Origin of the sequence: Pseudomonas fluorescens (assembly GCF_002837185.1) — a bacterium.
GTDB classification, from domain to species: Bacteria; Pseudomonadota; Gammaproteobacteria; order Pseudomonadales; family Pseudomonadaceae; genus Aquipseudomonas; species Aquipseudomonas fluorescens_AM.
Map to the genome: position 1 here is coordinate 38,982 of NZ_KZ478021.1, position 17,411 is coordinate 56,392.

The 17,411-nt window shown below is 61.4% G+C and carries 13 protein-coding genes, 4 tRNA genes and 1 pseudogene; 9 read left to right on the plus strand and 9 right to left on the minus strand.

The annotated features are described in order from the left end of the window. Positions 1 to 112 precede the first annotated feature (112 nt). Genes CIB54_RS23775 through CIB54_RS23795 form a run of 5 tightly spaced genes read left to right on the plus strand, consistent with a single transcriptional unit; the run spans position 113 to position 5,512 of the window. Positions 113 to 520 carry an ExbD/TolR family protein gene (locus tag CIB54_RS23775; protein WP_101221127.1) on the plus strand — a complete coding sequence of 136 codons (408 nt, stop codon included), beginning with the start codon at positions 113 to 115 and terminating at the stop codon, positions 518 to 520. Positions 521 to 522: 2 nt separating this feature from the next. Next, positions 523 to 1,257: an energy transducer TonB family protein gene (locus CIB54_RS23780; protein WP_101221128.1), complete on the plus strand. Its 735-nt coding sequence runs from the start codon at positions 523 to 525 to the stop codon at positions 1,255 to 1,257. Between the two features lie 24 nt (positions 1,258 to 1,281). Beyond that, entirely contained in the window at positions 1,282 to 3,567 is a 2,286-nt protein-coding gene (locus CIB54_RS23785) for a TonB-dependent receptor (protein WP_101221129.1), read from the plus strand. A gap of 24 nt (positions 3,568 to 3,591) precedes the next feature. Then, positions 3,592 to 4,239: a MotA/TolQ/ExbB proton channel family protein gene (locus tag CIB54_RS23790; protein ID WP_101221130.1), complete on the plus strand. Its 648-nt coding sequence runs from the start codon at positions 3,592 to 3,594 to the stop codon at positions 4,237 to 4,239. Between the two features lie 55 nt (positions 4,240 to 4,294). Next, positions 4,295 to 5,512, plus strand: coding sequence for a phospholipase D-like domain-containing protein (locus CIB54_RS23795; protein ID WP_101221139.1), 1,218 nt, complete (start codon positions 4,295 to 4,297; stop codon positions 5,510 to 5,512). Here CIB54_RS23795 and CIB54_RS23800 read toward each other — a convergent pair. After that, positions 5,472 to 7,169: a M24 family metallopeptidase gene (locus tag CIB54_RS23800; RefSeq protein WP_101221131.1), complete on the minus strand. Its 1,698-nt coding sequence runs from the start codon at positions 7,167 to 7,169 to the stop codon at positions 5,472 to 5,474. The two genes, CIB54_RS23795 and CIB54_RS23800, sit on opposite strands and share 41 nt — an antisense overlap. 82 nt (positions 7,170 to 7,251) lie before the next feature. Between CIB54_RS23800 and CIB54_RS23805 the strand changes: the two genes are divergently transcribed. Continuing rightward, positions 7,252 to 8,733: a MocR-like pyridoxine biosynthesis transcription factor PdxR gene (locus tag CIB54_RS23805; RefSeq protein WP_101221132.1), complete on the plus strand. Its 1,482-nt coding sequence runs from the start codon at positions 7,252 to 7,254 to the stop codon at positions 8,731 to 8,733. A gap of 70 nt (positions 8,734 to 8,803) precedes the next feature. Here the strand turns inward: CIB54_RS23805 and CIB54_RS23810 are convergent. The 4 genes from CIB54_RS23810 to CIB54_RS23825 all read right to left on the minus strand — a co-directional run bounded on the left by CIB54_RS23810 (position 8,804) and on the right by CIB54_RS23825 (position 9,218). Beyond that, positions 8,804 to 8,879, minus strand: a tRNA-Gly gene (locus CIB54_RS23810). Between the two features lie 3 nt (positions 8,880 to 8,882). Next, positions 8,883 to 8,958 (minus strand) — tRNA-Glu (locus tag CIB54_RS23815). Positions 8,959 to 9,063: 105 nt separating this feature from the next. Continuing rightward, positions 9,064 to 9,139 (minus strand) — tRNA-Gly (locus CIB54_RS23820). A gap of 3 nt (positions 9,140 to 9,142) precedes the next feature. Then, a tRNA-Glu gene (locus CIB54_RS23825) sits at positions 9,143 to 9,218 on the minus strand. A 370-nt stretch (positions 9,219 to 9,588) separates the two neighbouring features. On the opposite strand from CIB54_RS23825, the gene CIB54_RS23830 reads away from it, so the two are divergent. Together CIB54_RS23830 and CIB54_RS23835 are read left to right on the plus strand one after the other, a co-directional pair. Next, the gene (locus CIB54_RS23830) at positions 9,589 to 10,347 is read left to right on the plus strand and encodes a hypothetical protein (protein ID WP_065949101.1); all 759 of its coding nucleotides are present in this window, start codon (positions 9,589 to 9,591) and stop codon (positions 10,345 to 10,347) included. A 117-nt stretch (positions 10,348 to 10,464) separates the two neighbouring features. Further along, entirely contained in the window at positions 10,465 to 11,277 is an 813-nt protein-coding gene (locus CIB54_RS23835) for an alpha/beta fold hydrolase (protein WP_101221133.1), read from the plus strand. A gap of 35 nt (positions 11,278 to 11,312) precedes the next feature. Here CIB54_RS23835 and CIB54_RS28075 read toward each other — a convergent pair whose 3' ends face one another. From CIB54_RS28075 to CIB54_RS23850, 4 genes and pseudogenes are all read right to left on the minus strand, one after another. Next, on the minus strand, positions 11,313 to 12,194 hold the full coding sequence (locus tag CIB54_RS28075) for a methyl-accepting chemotaxis protein (protein WP_420094172.1): 882 nt from the start codon (positions 12,192 to 12,194) through the stop codon (positions 11,313 to 11,315). Continuing rightward, a pseudogene (locus CIB54_RS28080) lies at positions 12,174 to 13,370 on the minus strand (HAMP domain-containing protein); the annotation flags it as partial. The gene CIB54_RS28075 and the pseudogene CIB54_RS28080, both read right to left, overlap by 21 nt. 24 nt (positions 13,371 to 13,394) lie before the next feature. Then, positions 13,395 to 14,807 carry an aminotransferase-like domain-containing protein gene (locus CIB54_RS23845; RefSeq protein ID WP_101221135.1) on the minus strand — a complete coding sequence of 471 codons (1,413 nt, stop codon included), beginning with the start codon at positions 14,805 to 14,807 and terminating at the stop codon, positions 13,395 to 13,397. A 202-nt stretch (positions 14,808 to 15,009) separates the two neighbouring features. Beyond that, positions 15,010 to 15,771, minus strand: a complete 762-nt coding sequence (locus tag CIB54_RS23850) for an SDR family oxidoreductase (protein WP_101221136.1) — start codon at positions 15,769 to 15,771, stop codon at positions 15,010 to 15,012. Positions 15,772 to 15,999: 228 nt separating this feature from the next. On the opposite strand from CIB54_RS23850, the gene CIB54_RS23855 reads away from it, so the two are divergent. After that, on the plus strand, positions 16,000 to 17,007 hold the full coding sequence (locus CIB54_RS23855) for an NADP-dependent oxidoreductase (RefSeq protein WP_101221137.1): 1,008 nt from the start codon (positions 16,000 to 16,002) through the stop codon (positions 17,005 to 17,007). Positions 17,008 to 17,411 lie beyond the last annotated feature (404 nt).

Consider the following 17,411-nt stretch of genomic DNA (forward strand, 5'->3'; position numbering starts at 1 on the left):
GCAAGTTTTCTGAAAGACGCGTCCTAGAGGCTTCAAACCGTCAATTAAAGTTAACCATTCGGTCATTTTTGCTTGCTAGCGTGTTGCCCCTAATTCAATAAGGGGTAACGGAATGAGAACCTGGGATGAACCCAAGAAGCGCAAGGCGCACATCGAACTGATCCCGATGATCGACGTGATGATGTTCCTCCTGGTGTTTTTCGTACTGGTGAGCCTGAACGTGATTCCGGCCCTGGGCATGAAGACTCAGTTGCCCAGCGCCAGCAGTTCACAGCAGCTCAAACCGCAGAACAAATTCATCCTCACCCTGGGCCTGGAAGGCCAGTTGCAACTGGACGGCAAGGACCTCTCGGTCGACGCGCTGGTACCGGCGCTGAAGGCGGCAGAAAAGCCCGATACCAAGTCGACGATCATCGTCAACAGCGACAAAGGCGTGGAGGTTTCGCGCCTGGTGGAAGTGATGGACACCCTGCGCCTGGGTGGCTTCACCTCCGTGTCCATTGCCACGCGTAAGTCCTGATCATGTACCTGCTGTTTCGTGTACGTCAGTGGCTGGGCAGTGTCCCGGCCTTGGTCGCGCTGGTGCTGATTGCACTGGGTATCCAGTCCCAGACCTTGAAGGTCGAGCCGGTGTACGACGAGTCGGCGGTCGAGCTGGCGTTGGTCGAGCCGGAGCCGCAAGCAGTCCCGCAGCCCGTGGTGGAACAGGCGCCGCCACCGCCGGTGATCGAAGACGAGCAAGCCGAGCCCGCCCCACCGCCACCACCGCCGAAACCGGTGCCAAAACCCGAACCCAAGCCCAAGCCAAAACCTGTGCCCAAGCCTGCGCCCGTGGCCGCCAAGCCCACACCCACGCCGACGCCGACGCCGGCAGCCGCAAAACCTGCGCCCGCGCCGGTTGCGCAGGCGGCCCCGACACCCGCCCCGCCGGCGCCGCCGAAGGTCGACAGCCAGGCCCTGGAAGGCGGTTACCTCAAGGGCTTGCGCAACGAGCTGGACACCTACAAGCAGTACCCCACCGGACGCCAGGCCTCCCTCGAACGCCCGAGTGGCGAAGTGGTGGTGTGGCTGCTGGTGGACCGCCAGGGCCGGGTACTGGACTCCGGCCTGCAGACCCAGGCCTCGAGCATGTTGCTCAACCGGGCCGCCACCAACAGTTTGCGTCGCATCAAGCAAGTCAAACCGTTCCCCGAGCAGGCGTTCGGGGGCCGCAATGAGCAGCGCTTCACCGCCACCTTCAACTACAGCGTGCAATAAGCACCCGCCACCAGGACGACAGTGATGAAGTTCACCCGCATTCATCTGGCACTCGTTGCCGCGACCAGCATGACCCAGGCAATGGTCATGGCAGACACCAGCGACAGTGACGTCGGCACCATTGGGGTCCAAGGCAAGGCCAGCGCCGGGGGTGGTTACATGGTGCCCGAAGAAAGCATCAAGGGCCGTTCCACCGTGACCAAGGAGGCGCTGGACAAACAGACGGCGACGGGCAACGCCATCGACAAGCTCAAGTACACGCCGGGCTTGAACATTTCCAGTGAGGACAACACCGGCCTGTCGGGCTTTCGCTTCACCATGCGCGGCATGAACTCCGACCAGGTCGGCATGTCGGTGGACGGCATGCCGATCAACGATTCGGGCAATTATGCGCTGTACTCCAACCTGCTGGGCGACCCGGAAAACATCGACCAGATCTTCGTCACCCAGGGCGCCTCGGAGTCCGACGGCCCGCACATCGGTTCCAGCGGCGGCAACATCGGCATCGTCACCATTCGCCCGACCAAAGAGACCGGCGCCTTCGTCAAACAGATCGTCGGCAGCAACGCCACGCGCAAGACCTTCGCGCGACTCAATACCGGCGAAGTCAACGGCCTGAGCAACTGGCTGTCGGCATCCCATACCGAGGGCGATATGTGGCGTGGTTCGGGTGCGGTGCGCGCGGACAAGGTGGAATGGAACAGCTTCTTCGACGCCGGCAACGGCAACACCGCCAACCTGATCCTCAAGTACCACGAGCAGGACAACAACAGCTACAGCCAGTTGACCAAAGCGCAGTTCCAGCAAAACGGCCGCCATTACGACCCCTACCCGGCAACGCCGACGGTGGGCAGCAACGGCAAGTACAACAGCTACTACGCCCTGGCGCAGAACCCGTTCCAGACCTTCACCGCGGTGCTCAATACCCAGTTCAAACTGGCCGACAACCTGGCCTTGTCGGTGATCCCGTATTACTTCTGGGGCAATGGCAGCGGCGTCGGCTCATCGAGTTATGCGCTCAACCGTGGCTCCAACCAGGGCGGTGTATTCGACCTTGGCAATCTGCCAACCGCTGCTCAGTACAACGCCGACGGCACCCCGAACAGCGGCGTGTACTACCGTCCTTCGCGCACGCAAACCTGGCGCCCGGGGATCACCACCAAACTGACCTGGGACCTGGGCGACCACAGCCTGCAATTGGGTTACTGGTACGAGCGCGCACGCCAGAGCCAGACCCAGCCGTTCATCCCGCTCAAGAGCAATGGCAAGCCGGTCGACACCTGGCCGGATTCGAACAGCGCCATCGTCGACGCCAACGGCAACCAGGTCCAGGGGCGCGACCGCTTCACCGTGACCCCGGCGCAAAAAGTCTGGGCCCAGGACACGTGGTACATCAACTCGGACTGGACCTTCATCGCTGGCCTGGCCTACATGAACGTCGAGCGTGACGGCACCAACCACGGCAGTCTCAACGAACAACCGGAAAAACGTGACCAGACCTACAACAAACTGCTGCCCAACGCCGGCCTCAAATACCAGCTGGACGAGCGCGACCAGTTGTTCTACAGCCTGTCGCGCAACATGCGTGTGCCGCAGAACTACGCGCTCTATGACAAAGGCGCCGGCTCCATCGACCTCGAGCCGGAAACCAGCTGGAACCACGAACTGGGCTGGCGCTACAGCGGCGACGACATGACCCTGGCCGCAACCTTGTTCTACATGGACTTCAAGAATCGCCAGGTCTCGTCCAAGGACATCAATGGCGATTCCGCCGATATCAATGTCGGCGCCGTCACCAACAAAGGCCTGGAACTGGAGTGGAGCGGCCTGCTGCCCCACCATTTCAACTACTACACCTCCTACACCTACACCAAGGCCGAGCAGCAGGACGACATGACCGTCTACAACGCAGGCCAGGCCATCCTGCTGCCCACCAGCGGCAAGCAGTTCGCCAACGTGCCGAAGAACATGCTGGCGGCCAACATCGGTTACGACGACGGGCGCTTCTACGGCACCTTCGGCGGCAAGTACACCAGCAAGCTCTACGGCGACCTGACCAACGACGAAGGCATCTCCGCGCGCACGGTGTTCAACCTCGGCGCCGGTATCTATCTGCCGGTCGACAAAAAGGTCGTGAAAGACGCCACCCTGCGCCTGAACGTCGACAACCTGTTCGACAAGAAATACCTGGACGGCGTCTACACCACCAAGACCAACGCCGCCAGCTACAGCGGTTTTCGCGATGGCGACCCGGCGTACATCGTCGGCCTGGACCGCACCGTCACGGTTTCGCTGGAAGCGAATTTCTAAGACTGACCCAAGAGGAACGCAAGCATGGATATGAACCTGCTCCACGACATCACCTTCTATGTGATGTATGCCGCGATGGCCATCGCTATTTTCATCGCCATCGAGCGCGGTATCTACTTCGCTTACGTGCGCAGTCAGGCCCGCACCCTGATCGAGGCCCTGGATACTCACGTGCACAGCGAACGCGACCTGCCGGAACACCTGACCCGTCGCGACAGCCTGCCGCTGAACATGATCCTGCCGGTATTGGCCCAGAAGGCATCCCACGGGTCGCGCAAGGACCTCGACGACGAAATCGACACCCAGTACCTCAAGACCCGCGCGCCGCTGGCCCGCAGCCTGTGGATCATCGAGACCATCACCACGGCGGCCCCGCTGCTCGGCCTGTTGGGGACCATCCTGGGCATCATCGACACCTTCAAGGCCCTGGCAACGGCAGGCGTATCGGACCCAGGGCAGATTTCCGGTGGCATCGGCACGGCCTTGTTCGCCACCGGGCTGGGGATCGCCATCGCGCTGTTCTGTGTGGTGTTCCATAACTTCTTCCAGGACAGCCTGGAGCGCATCAACGACCAGCTCAAGATCCTGCTGATCCGCGCCTCCAGCGGGGCCCGCGCTCACGATGAAGTGCCGCTGCGCGTGCCCACGCCACTGCACAGCCGCACGGCCTGACCTGCACGGCGGGCGCGTCATGGCCCGCCTGTTCTTTTTGCGCGATGAGACGCTTATGTCCCTTTCGATGAAGTTGCGTGTCGCAGGCCTCGCCTGCTGGCTCCTCAGTCCGCTGGCCATGGCGGACTTTTCAATTGCAGGGTTTGAACTGGTACACACCGTGCCCGTGGACACCCCATTGGGCACTGCCGATCTGCGCCAGCCGGGACCGGTGTGGATAGAGCTGTTCGACGGCGCAAAAAACCGCATCGATATCGGCCAGTTCTACGCGGCCGATCATCCCGGCTCGGTGATGGACACGGTCATCGAACACCTGGAAGCCGCCGGTAAACGCGGGGTAAAGATCCGCTTCCTGCTCGAAGAAAAAGGTATCAAGTTATCGGATGCGGCCACCCTGGAGCGCTTGCGCGCCATTCCCAACCTGACCTTGCGCGTGCTGCCCTTCGGGCAGTTGAGCGGCGGGATCATCCACGCCAAATACATGGTGGTGGACACCAGCCAGGCGTTTATCGGCAGCCAGAATTTCGACTGGCGCTCCCTGGAACATATCCACGAAACCGGGCTGCGTATCAGCGATGCACGCGTGGTCGGGCAGGTCCAGGCGATCTTCGACCAGGACTGGCAGGCCCAACAGGCCCTCAGCGAAAAACAACCGGTGCCACTGCCGACCGCCGATCAGGAGCCTGCGCGTACCGGCAACTATCTGGTGGCCAGCCCGCAACGCTACAACCCGCCGGGCGTGGGGGATTCACAGCGGGAACTGCCGCGCCTGCTGGGCGAAGCGAAGCACGAGGTGCGCGTGCAATTGCTTGACTATGCGCCGCTGTCCTACGGCCCTGATCGGACCCGCCCGTACTACGCGGTAATCGACAATGCGGTGCGCGCCGCCGCTGCGCGTGGTGTGTCGATCAAGCTGATGGTGTCCAATTGGAACACCGATCCGCTGGAACTGCCCTACCTCAAGAGCCTGGCGGTGCTGCCCAACGTACAGATCAAGATCGTCACGCTGCCCCAAGCCAAGCAAGGATTCATTCCCTATGCACGGGTGATCCACAGCAAGACGATGGAGATCGACGGGCAAGTGGCGTGGGTCGGCACCAGCAACTGGTTGGGCGGCTACCTGGATAATTCGCGCAATCTGGAGGTGGTGATGCGCAGTGAGGCGATGGCCAGGCGCGTAGGGCAATTGCATGAGCAATTGTGGGACGGGCCCTACGCTCAGGCCTTGGACATCAATGCCCATTACCCCGCTCCGCATCCTGGCGTGCAGTGACCGAGGTGGGCAACATCAGCATGTCCTCGAAGAACCCACCGACCGGCTCAGTGGGATGGCACAGCTGGATCTCCAGCACCCAGGCCATTTCACTCGGTGGGATTTCCAGCTCGGCCAACTGTTTGCTCTCGAACAACGCATGGGGAAAATCCGCCAGGCGATGCCCCGCCAGATTGCGTGCCAGCCGCCAGCCCTTGGCCACGGCGCTCTGTTCGGCGAAGTCGTAGAGTTCGCGTCCGGTCAGACCGCGCAGCCAGGCCTGGCGGGTTTCATCGAACACCTGGTGCAGTGCGGTGGTACAGGCCAGGTGCAGGGGCGAGTCGCCGAAGACAAACGTGTCGCCGTAGTCGCCTTCGTAGCCGTCCCACACCGGGCCAAGGTCCACCACCACGATATCGCTGGGGCGCAGCCTGCGTTGGCGGTCGATACCTTCGCGGGGTGGGCGTACCGTGTCGGCGCCGAAACGGATATAGGTGGGATGCCAGGTGTGCGAAGCGCCCATGGTCTGCAGTTGCCCGGCGGCCATTTCCAACGCCTGACCGGTGGTCATGCCGACTTTCAAGCGGCTGGCGATGGCTGCCAGGGCGCGTATGGATTTCTCTCGCGCCGCCAGCATGCCGTCCAGGGAATAACGCGGGCCGACTTTTTCCCAGATCGGGTCGAACGCCGGCAGTACCGTCTCAGCGCTTGACCGACCACTGGCGACAAACGCCTCCGCGACGAACCGATGCCCCGGCAAACCCGCCTCCAGGCACTGGGTTCGCACCTGGCTGAGCATGGCGCCGTTCCCGCAGGCATAGACCTGGGCCACCTCCCAGGGATGACCATGACTCAATGCAACTTCCTGCACCCTGCCCTCGGATGAGCGCACGGGATGCCAGCGAAACCGTGGGTGTTCGAGCGCTGCTTGATCCAGGAAGGCGCTGTCGTAGAAGTCCGCCGAGTGCGCGCCGCCCCAATACAACGTCACCTCGCGATTACGTTTGAGCGCGGTCAGCAGGATCGGCTTGATGCCGGCATAGCCGGTGCCCGTGGCGAACAGGACCACGGCGGCGGCGTCATCGTCCTGCCAGGTACAGGCACCAAACGGACCTTCCAGTTGCAGGCGGTCTCCCGGGGCCAGGCCATCCAGAATGCCTTCGGAAAAGTACCCGCCGCTTACCCGACGAATCTGGAAAACCAGGCGTCCACCGTCCTCGGCAGGCAGGTTGGCAATCGAGAAACTGCGCATATCCCCGTGTTCCAGGCGGAACTTGAGGTACTGCCCTGCCCGCACCGCTACAGGTGCGTCCGGCAACAACACCAACTCGATAACATCGGGGCCGATTGCCTGCTTGCTGAGTACGCGCGCGTCAAACACCAGCGCGGGGGTGTCCAGCGACCAACCGGGGATTTCCAGACGCATATCGGTGCAGGCATGACTCTGGCACAGCAACATTTCGTTGGCGGCCAGGGGGTAACAAGGTGCAGGCGCGTCCGGGGCCAGGCGTCTGGCTCGATATTCGCCTTCGGCGACCACCACCTTGCACGAGCCGCATGCACCACGGCGGCAGGAGAACGGCACGGCCAGGTCGCTGGCGAGCATGGCGTCAAGCAACAGCTCGTCGCCGGCCTCAAAGGTTTTGCCCGAAGGGGACAGTTCGATGACATACCGCATAGGCTGAGGACCCGAGAGTGAGTGAAGCCTGATTGTTACGCTAGACTAGGCCCATTAGAACCTCCAGTTTCGGATACTTCAGATGGTCCAGATGCGTAAATGGCGTCCTCTACTCAAGCTCGACGCAGACCCGCCACACGCTTCCTACCGCAAGATAGCCGAGGGCCTGGTGACCGCGATCGTCGAAGGGCGCCTGCCGCCCGGCACGTTGCTGCCAGGGACGCGGCAAATGGCGCAGTTGCTCGACGTCAACCGCAAGACGGTCATCCTCGCCTACGAAGAAGCCTTGACCAAAGGCTGGCTGATCAGCGAGCCGCGTCGCGGCACTTTCGTCAATGCCCAACTGACGCCCAAGCAACTGCCCGGCCATGCCCTGCAGTCCTTCGCGCCGCCCATTCTGGCGCAGCCGGTTGTGCCGTATTTCACCCATAACGCCCAGGTCACTGCGCTGCAGCATCGGCATGACGCGCTGTTTTTCGACAACGGCACCAGCGATCACCGCCTGCTGCCGCAAGCGGTGCTGCATCGTTACTACCGCAACGCCCTGCGCAACAGCTTTGCCTCCAACACCGTACGCTACGGCAGCGAAGGCACCGGCTATCACTTGCGCTGCGCCCTCGCCGAGATGCTGCGCAGCAATCGCGGGCTGGCCGTCAACGCCGACAATATCTGCCTGACCCAGGGCACCCAGATGTCGCTGTACCTGAGTGCCAGCCTGCTGATCAAACCGGGCGATGTGGTACTGGTGGAGCGCTTGAGTTACCCACCGGCGTGGGAAATTTTTCGTCAGTTGGGCGCGCAACTGGTCACGGTGGACATCGACGAAGAAGGTTGCCGTACGGACCAGATCGACCGCTTATGCCAGCAGCATAAAGTGCGCATGATCTACCTCACGCCGCATCATCAGTTCCCGACCACCGTCAGCCTGCACGCCGCGCGGCGACAACAACTGCTGACCCTCGCAGCGCTGTACGACTTCTGCATCATCGAGGAAGACTACGACCACGAATTCCACTTTAACGGTCGCCCCTACCTGCCGCTTGCCAGTGACCGTTCCCAGCGCCATGTGATCTATATCGGCTCGCTCTCCAAAGCGTTGGGCTCGACGTTTCGTTGCAGCTATTTAGTGGCCCCCACTGAGGTGGTCGAAGCCCTGCACCGCAATGCGGCGCTGATGCTGGGGGATGCCGACGCCGTCGCTCAGAAAATGCTGGCGGACCTGATCAATGAGGGTGAACTGAAAAAGCACCTGCGCCGCGTGTCGAAAGAATATCGAGGGCGTCGAGAGACGTTGCAAACCTGCCTGCACGAGTCGCTGGGCGAGCGTATCCAGGTGCGCGAGCCCGAGGGCGGCCTGGCGCTGTGGGTGCGTTTCGAGGATGAAATCGACGTTGAGCGGATGGTAAAAACTGCCCTTGACCACGGACTGGTGGTGCGCAGCGGCCGGCAATTCTCGCCGACGGGCCAGCCGGAGAATGCGCTACGGTTGGGCTTTGCGTCGCTCAATCAGGAAGAAATCCGTCAGGCTACGTTGCGGCTGGCTCAAGCGGTGAATGCTCTTTAGCACGATCAGCGCTGTTATATAAATCACAGACAAAAAAAAGCCACTCGATTGAGTGGCTTTTTCTTTGAATTGGAGCGGGAAACGAGACTCGAACTCGCGACCCCGACCTTGGCAAGGTCGTGCTCTACCAACTGAGCTATTCCCGCAAATGGCGTCCCCTAGGGGACTCGAACCCCTGTTACCGCCGTGAAAGGGCGGTGTCCTAGGCCACTAGACGAAGGGGACACGCTACTGAAACACATGGTGTGTATTTCAGTGCCCAGAGGCCTCATCCGAAGATGGGGTCCTGGTTTCACTCAATGCCGCCCGAAGGCTACACTGCTTGTAAATTGGAGCGGGAAACGAGACTCGAACTCGCGACCCCGACCTTGGCAAGGTCGTGCTCTACCAACTGAGCTATTCCCGCATATGGCGTCCCCTAGGGGACTCGAACCCCTGTTACCGCCGTGAAAGGGCGGTGTCCTAGGCCACTAGACGAAGGGGACACACGTACAACATTCACTCCCTACCGCGTTTCGCTGCGTGCTTTACGCTGTAAGTGGCGCGCATTCTATGGATGGATTCAAAGGTCGTCAACCCCCAAGGATAAATTTATTTAAATCAATGACTTCGCCCTGGTTTACCAGCCTGCTCGGGCATTCTGGCTGCCCGAACCCTGGCGCCTATATTCTGGCGCCCGACAAGGCGCTATAGTTGCCACAGGCAGCTGATGGCAATATGCAGTCACGCCGGAGACACTTACCTATATAGAAGAAACTACCTGGGCAACTGGTCGAACAGTCCTATCCGCCGGATAGCTCAGTCACTACACTCCACAGCAAACCCCTTGAAGAGGTCACACCGGTGACACCACTCATGATCACCCTGCTGGTTATAGCCGGGATCGCAATACTGATCGCCATTGGCTACATGAACCATGTGGTGGAAAACAATAAGCTGGAAAAGCAGCGTACCGAGATCGAGCTCAATGATCGGCTGCGTCGCTGTGGTGAAATCACCGAGACTTTTCCCGGCCAATTGATGACCCCGGCGCTCAAGCTGTTGCTGACCCGCCTGGAACTCAACGTCAACCAACGCCTGCTGAACCTCAACAAATCCAGCGCCGCGCTCAAGGCACGGATCGCCGAGCTCAACGCACTGATCGCTCAGGGCGAATCGATTCCGGTGGCCAACCCGCCCGCGCCTATCCAGACCGAAGCCAAGGCCAAGGATGTGCGCTTTTTGCTCGAAGCGCTGCATGGCCAAGTCACCCGCGCGGCCCAGGACGGCTTCCTGCCGGCCAACGAAGCGAAGCACTGGATCAAGGAAATCCGCCATATCCTGGTGCTGCTGCACATCGAGTTTTTCAACAACCTCGGCCAGCATGCCCTGCAGCAAGGTCAACCGGGCCAGGCGCGCCTGGCGTTCGAGCGCGGCGTGCAGTACCTGCGCAAACAGCCGGAACCGGTGCTGTACAGCGCACAGCTGAAAACGCTGGAGTCGCAATTGGCGCGCGCCAACTCCACGGTGTTGACCAACAGCCAGCCAGCCGAAGACGAAGTCAACGAACTGACCGAAGGCCTGAAAGTCGTCGACGCCGATGCCGAGTGGAAAAAGAAAGCCATCTACGATTGATAGCCTTCTGGCTATGTGGCGACGTTCCGTCGCCACGTGCCATCAAAATGCACCTATCCCCCCGCCCCCGACTAGCGTAAAAAAGTGCCCCTCACTCCGTGAAGTTAGAGGCCCGCTATGCCTGTCGCCGTGATTGATGGACAACCGCTGCACTATATCGACCAGGGCACCGGCCCGGTCGTCTTGTTAGGTTCGAGCTACCTGTGGGACCGCGACATGTGGGCACCCCAGATCGAAGCGCTGTCGCAGCAATACCGTGTGATCGTCCCTGAACTATGGGGCCATGGCGAGTCGGGCACACTGCCCGCAACCACCCGCTCCCTTGACGACCTGGCACGTCAGCACCTGGCGCTGCTGGTCCACTTGGACATCCCGCAGATCAACCTGGTGGGCCTGTCGGTCGGCGGCATGTGGGGCGCCCGCCTCGCCTTGCTGGCACCTGAGCGCATCAACAGCCTCGTGCTGATGGACACCTACCTCGGCGCCGAGCCGCACGCCACGCGCGAGTACTACTTCTCGCTGTTCAAAATGATTGAAGACGCCGGCGCCATTCCTGAACCGTTGCTGGACGTGATCGCGCCGATCTTCTTCCGCCCGCAAATCGACCGCGAATCAGCGCTGTATCAGGACTTTCGCCAATCGCTGCAGGACTTTTCCCGGGAACGCCTGCTGGACAGCGTGGTGCCCCTGGGCCGCTTGATCTTCAGCCGCGAAGACATCCTCGATCAGCTTCCTCGCCTGGATTGCGATACAACCCTGGTCATGTGCGGCGAACAGGACAAGCCTCGCCCACCCGCAGAAGCCGAGGAAATGGCCGAACTGATCGGCTGCGCCCTGACCTTGATCCCCGACGCCGGGCACATCTCCAGCCGGGAGAATCCGGAGTTCGTCAATGAAGCGCTGCTGACATTCCTCGCCAACAACGCCTGACCCCCTCCCCCTCTGATCGCAGCGACCGGCTGCGATCAGAGGCGGAAGTGCCCCACCATGCCCCTGAGCTCCGCGCCCAACTGCGCCAGCTGGATGCTCGACGCGGCGTTGCCTTGCATGCTCAACGCCGACTGATCGGCACTCGCCCGGATGCTGGTGACGCTGCGGTTGATCTCTTCGGCCACCGAGCTTTGCTCTTCGGCTGCTGCGGCAATCTGCTGGTTCATCTGCTGGATCAATGACACCGCCGCGGCAATGCTGCCCAAGGCGCTTTCGGTTTCCAACGCATCACTGACCGCCAGTTTAACCAGCTCGCCACTGTGCTGAATCTGCTGCACCGACGACTGCGCCGCACTGCGCAAGCTGCTGACCAGACGTTCGATTTCCTCGGTCGATTGCTGGGTGCGCTTGGCCAGGGCCCGCACCTCGTCGGCGACCACCGCAAAGCCGCGTCCTTGCTCGCCTGCGCGGGCCGCTTCAATCGCGGCGTTCAGGGCAAGCAGGTTGGTTTGCTCAGCGACGCTCTTGATCACATTCAACACCGCGCCGATGTTCTGGATCTCCGCGCTGAGGCTCTCGATACTGGCACTGGCACTGTTGCTGGAGGTGGCCAGCAATTCGATGCGCTGCAAGCTCGTGCGCACCACCTGCTGGCCACTGTCGACCTTGTCATCCGCCGTCTGCGCCGCTTGCGCGGCCTCTTCGGCGTTACGTGCCACGTCGTGCACCGTGGCGGTCATCTGGTTCATTGCCGTAGCCACCTGCTCGGTCTCCTCCTTCTGGCTGCTGACCTCGATGTTGGTCTGCTCGGTCACGCTGGACAACGAATGCGCCGAACTGGCCAGTTGCTCGATACCCGCCTGCAACCCGCTGACCATATGGCTCAGGCCGTTGCCCATCTGCTGCATCGCCTGCATCAACTGGCCGATTTCATCGCGGCGGCTGACCTCCATGCGCCCAGTCAGGTCACCGGAGGCAATCTGCTGCGCCACGGCGATTACCCTGCGCAGCGGCGCCACGATCAAGCGGGTAATCCCCCATGCCGCCATCAGCCCCACCAGCAACGCCAGGGCAGATGAACCGATGATGAGCCGCGCGCTGTTGGCCAATTGCGCCTGCATCGACTGGTCTTCGGTGTCATAGGCCTGGTTGACCCGGCTGACCACCTGATCGGCGCGATCATGCAACTGTTGGTAAACCACTTTTTCCTGTGCCAGCAGGCCGGTGTATTCGCCAAGCTTTTCGCTGAACGACGCGATATGCCCGGACACTTCATTCAGCACGGTCTGGTAACCGGGGTCCTTGACCGAGGTTTTCAGTTGCTCGGCCTGAGCCAGCGCCTGGTCGGCCTGTTCGATCCTGCCCTGCCCGGCCTCGTCCGCATCGGCCTTGCGGCTCTGATCCAGGCGCAACCGCGCTTCGTTCATCGCCTGCAGCATCAACCGCGCCACCTGGCTCACCTGCCCCGCCTGCTCGATAAACTCGGCACCTTCCTTGCCCTGGCTTTCCTTCAGGGCATAGGCGCCGTCGTCCGCCAGGCCGGCCTGCAACACATCGAGATTATTGGCCACGCTGGACACCGACCAACTGGCCATTTCCAGGGCCAGGTCCTTGGCCTGGGTCAGTTCGACAAACTCGTCGAACGCCTTGCGGTAGGCGGCCAGGGCTTGCTCCACCTCGGTCATGACCGGCACGTTGGCGGCGGACTGGGCCTTGAGGCTGACCGCCAGCGCAGTCAGTGCGTCGACACGCTCATGCAGGGCATCCACCGATTTGGGATCGGCGTGCAAGGCATAATCCTGTTCGATCAGGCGCACCTTGAGCAGGTCACTGTTGAGCGAAGACATACGCTTGAGGCCTTCGAAGCGTTGACCAACGGTTTGCAGGGACCCTACGCCAATGGCCGCGACCAGTGCCGTCAGCAGCAGCACCAGGGTGAACCCCAAGCCCAGTTTTTTCGCCATACCGAGGTTGGCAAAACGTCGTTGCGCGCCCGAAATCATTACACTTGAGTCCTCTCGCAATGGCAGATGCCATACACCCGCGTTACCAGCAGCGAGATTGGCAACCACGGGGCACTGAGCACAAGTCATCGGCGCCACAATAATGGCAAAAAGCTACACGCCCGTCGTTTTCAGAATGGTCGAGGTCGATCTGGCAGGCCCCAGGGCACGGAACAGCGCCAATGCGCGCTGATCCGCCGCATAGGCCACGTTGATGCGCAGCCACTCGCTGCATTCACCCTTGGGGTTGAACAGCATTCCCGGCGCCAGCAACACTCCCAGCCTGCGGGCACACGCCTGCACACGCGAAGGGTTCTGCGCGCCAGGTCGCGCCCACAGGAACATGCCGCCGGCGGGGACCGCAAACACTTGCCATTCTTCATCCTCCAGCACCTGCAGGGTCGCGGCCATTTGCGTATTCAGACGCTTGCGCAGGCGCTGTACCCACTTGCGGTAGGTACCGTTGGCCAGCAAGGTCGCCACCATGGCTTCGGCAAAACGCGAAGTGCCAATGCCCGTCAGGGTCTTGAGATGCGTCAGTTGCGCGATGATCGCCGCACCGGCGCTCAGGTAGCCCACGCGCAAGGCACTGCTCAGCGTCTTGGAAAAACTGGAGACATAGATGACGCGGTCTTCATGGGGCAACGCCGACAGCCGCGTGCAACTGGCATGTTGCAGGTCGCCGTAGACGTCTTCCTCGATGATCAGGAAATCCCGGCTGCTGGCCAGCGCCAGCAAACGCTCGGCCACCGCGCGGCACAGGCTGGTGCCGGTAGGGTTGTGATAGAGGCTGTTGATGAACAGGCATTTGGGGCGATGGCATTGCAGGTGTGCCTCCAGCACCTCGATGTCCGGGCCGCTGCGCGTGCGCGGCACTTCGAGCAAGGTGACGCCGTGAAAGGCCAATTGCCGATAGAGGTTGCCATACCCCGGCGTCTCGACCACCACCGTATCGCCCGCCTTGAGCAGGGTGCGTATAAGCAGGTCCAGGGCATGGCTGGCGCCGTGAGTCGTCAGGATGCACTCCAGGCTGCTGGGCACATGGATCTGGGTCAGGCGCTTGAGCAATTGTTCACGCAGGGCCGGCAATCCCAGGGGCGTACTGTAGTTGAACAGGCCTGCGGTGTCGGTGCGGCTGACTTCGCGGATTGCGTAGTTGATGTCATCGCTCTCGCGCCAGGCGTCCGGTAGCCAGCCACAGCCGAGTTTAAGCTCGCCCAAAGGGCCGTCGGTAAAGCTGCCCCACCCCAGTTCGGCGCCTTCGTGCCACGGGTTCTCCTGAACGGCCACGGGTTGTGCCACCACGAACCCGGCGCCGTTTTTCGAGGCTAACAGGCCCTGGGCCACCATCCGCTCGAAGGCCTCGATCACGCTGGACTGGCTCAGCAGGTTGTCGAGGGCCAATTGCCGGACGGACGGTAAGCGTGTGCCGGGGCTCACCCCATTGTTGCGAATCCATCCCGCGACTGCGCTGATGATTTGCTGCACCACCGGTACTGGGGCTTGTCGATCAATCCCTAAATCCATGAGCCACTCACTTCAACTGTTTGTTATTCAACCCAAACAGTTAAGCACAGAAGCTCAAAAAAACCCGGTCTTGATATTTATTAAATCATTGATTTTATTAGATTTTTTACCTAATGAAACACATTCAATCACGGCTTTTTGCCAGCTATGGAAACGCCCCACGGCATCCTATTCCTTTTCGATCAGGTTGCAGTGTGAAGTCTTAAATCGCCGTGGCACCGCCGTCCACCGCCAGGGCCTGGCCGGTGGTGAAGGCGGCGCCATCACTGCACAGATACAGCACAGCGCTGGCGATTTCCTCGACCTTGCCAATGCGCCCGACCGGGTGCATCGCCGCCGCAAATTCGGCCTTGCGCGGGTCAGCTTCGTAGGCGCGTCGGAACATGTCGGTATCGATCACCGCCGGGCAAACGGCGTTGACGCGGATTTTCTTTTTCGCGTACTCAATGGCTGCCGACTTCGTCAGGCCGATCACCGCATGCTTGGACGCCGCATAGATGCTCATTTTCGGCGCCGCGCCCAAACCCGCTACCGACGCCGTGTTGACGATGGCTCCCCCACCCTGGGCCAATAACAGCGGCAGTTGATGCTTCATGCACAACCACACACCTTTGACGTTGACCCCCATGATCGCATCGAACTCATCCAGCGTACCGTCGGCCAACTTGCCCTTCTCGATCTCGATCCCGGCATTGTTGAAGGCATAGTCCAGGCGGCCGTAGGCGGCCAGGGTCTGCACCATCAATTGCTGCACATCCGCCTCCAGGGTGACGTTGCAGCGCACAAACAACGCTTGGCCACCGGCTTGCTGAATCAGCGCCACAGTGTCCTCGCCGCCCGCCACATCGAGGTCGGCCACCACCACTTTCAAGCCTTCGGCGGCAAACGCCAACGCACTGGCGCGACCAATACCAGCGGCGCCGCCGGTCACCAGGGCGACCTGGCCGGAAAATGTCATGCTCATGGGAAATGTCCTGTGGGATTAATAGCCGTCGGGCGAGTCTAGCCAACGATGGGAGCGCTGCGTCAGCACTATCAGAAGGCCGGTTGGTGCTGCATGAGTCCTGGTGATAAGGCCATAAGGGCGAGTATCAACCCTGTCTATCGGCAAGCATTCGCGTGGCTCGGATAACCTTGCTCGCGGGCCGTTCCTTGTCTATCACTGATACTTCATTTCTAAAGAGTTGCCGCCATGACTGCCCAGACCAACCGCCAGTTCCTGCTTGCCAAACGCCCGGTCGGCGCGGCCACGCGGGACACCTTCACCTATCAGGAAGTCCCGGTCGGCACACCGCAGGACGGGCAGGTACTCGTGCGCAACGAGTACCTGTCCCTCGACCCCGCCATGCGCGGCTGGATGAATGAGGGCAAGTCCTACATTGCGCCCGTCGGCCTTGGCGACGTCATGCGCGCCTTGGGCGTGGGCAAGGTGATTGCCTCCAACCATCCGGACTTTGCGGTCGGCGACTACGTCAACGGCGCCTTGGGCGTGCAGGATTACTTCCTCGGCGAGCCACGCGGCTTCTACAAAGTCGATCCGACACTCGCGCCACTGCCCCGCTACCTGTCCGCGCTGGGCATGACCGGAATGACCGCCTACTTCGCGCTGCTGGACACCGGCGCACCCAAGCCGGGTGAGACCGTGGTGATTTCCGGCGCCGCCGGCGCGGTCGGCAGCATTGCCGGACAGATCGCCAAACTCAAGGGCTGCCGCGTGGTGGGCATCGCCGGGGGCGCCGACAAGTGCCAGTTCCTGGTGGACGAATTGGGCTTCGATGCGGCCATCGACTACAAACACGAAGACGTGCCCGCCGCCCTCAAGCGCGAGTGCCCCAAAGGCGTGGATGTGTATTTCGATAACGTTGGCGGCGAGATTCTCGACGCGGTGCTCAGTCGCCTGGCGCTGAAGGCTCGGGTGGTGATTTGCGGCGCCATCAGCCAGTACAACAACAAGGAAGCCGTGAAAGGCCCGGCCAACTATTTGTCGCTGCTGGTCAACCGCGCACGGATGGAAGGCTTTGTGGTGATGGATCACGCGGCGAACTTCGCCGCTGCCGGGCAGGAAATGGCCGGCTGGATGGCCCAGGGCAAGCTCAAGAGCAAGGAGGATATCGTCGAGGGGTTGGAGACGTTCCCGGAAACGCTGATGAAGCTGTTCAACGGCGAGAACTTTGGCAAATTGGTGCTGAAGGTCAGCTGACACACCCCATTTACCACTGTGGGAGGGGCTTGTCCTAATGCCAATCAGTCTAGGCTTTTTGTAGGAGCGAGGGGGCGCCTAGCTCTTGCTCGCGAAAAACTCACAGGCACCGCGTCCATTCAGAAAGCACGCGTTATCGTTGACGTTTTTCGCGAGCAAGCTCGCTCCTACAGAGGGCAGCGTACGCTTAACTGACTGGCATTAAGCTTGCCCCCACACCACTCCACGATGCGAAGCGAGCCGCTCTTGACCTTGATCTTAGGCGCCCCGTTAAACCACGCTGGCCGAACGCAGGCTTGAATCCGTGGGCAACCCGGCAGGACGCCGGGTTAGCCGCCCCGCGCCATGGATGGCGCGTGGCGGCGGCCCACGGATTCAAGCCTGCGTTCGGGCACACCGAGCAT

Excerpts from the sequence above, each read along its gene's own strand:
- CIB54_RS23775 (WP_101221127.1), top strand. The coding sequence starts at position 113 with ATGAGAACCTGGGATGAACCCAAGAAGCGCAAGGCGCACATCGAACTG.
- CIB54_RS23780 (WP_101221128.1), top strand. The coding sequence starts at position 523 with ATGTACCTGCTGTTTCGTGTACGTCAGTGGCTGGGCAGTGTCCCGGCC.
- CIB54_RS23785 (WP_101221129.1), top strand. The coding sequence starts at position 1,282 with ATGAAGTTCACCCGCATTCATCTGGCACTCGTTGCCGCGACCAGCATG.
- CIB54_RS23790 (WP_101221130.1), top strand. The coding sequence starts at position 3,592 with ATGGATATGAACCTGCTCCACGACATCACCTTCTATGTGATGTATGCC.
- CIB54_RS23795 (WP_101221139.1), top strand. The coding sequence starts at position 4,295 with ATGTCCCTTTCGATGAAGTTGCGTGTCGCAGGCCTCGCCTGCTGGCTC.
- CIB54_RS23800 (WP_101221131.1), bottom strand. The coding sequence starts at position 7,169 with ATGCGGTATGTCATCGAACTGTCCCCTTCGGGCAAAACCTTTGAGGCC.
- CIB54_RS23805 (WP_101221132.1), top strand. The coding sequence starts at position 7,252 with ATGGTCCAGATGCGTAAATGGCGTCCTCTACTCAAGCTCGACGCAGAC.
- CIB54_RS23830 (WP_065949101.1), top strand. The coding sequence starts at position 9,589 with ATGATCACCCTGCTGGTTATAGCCGGGATCGCAATACTGATCGCCATT.
- CIB54_RS23835 (WP_101221133.1), top strand. The coding sequence starts at position 10,465 with ATGCCTGTCGCCGTGATTGATGGACAACCGCTGCACTATATCGACCAG.
- CIB54_RS28075 (WP_420094172.1), bottom strand. The coding sequence starts at position 12,194 with ATGCAGGCGATGCAGCAGATGGGCAACGGCCTGAGCCATATGGTCAGC.
- CIB54_RS23845 (WP_101221135.1), bottom strand. The coding sequence starts at position 14,807 with ATGGATTTAGGGATTGATCGACAAGCCCCAGTACCGGTGGTGCAGCAA.
- CIB54_RS23850 (WP_101221136.1), bottom strand. The coding sequence starts at position 15,771 with ATGAGCATGACATTTTCCGGCCAGGTCGCCCTGGTGACCGGCGGCGCC.
- CIB54_RS23855 (WP_101221137.1), top strand. The coding sequence starts at position 16,000 with ATGACTGCCCAGACCAACCGCCAGTTCCTGCTTGCCAAACGCCCGGTC.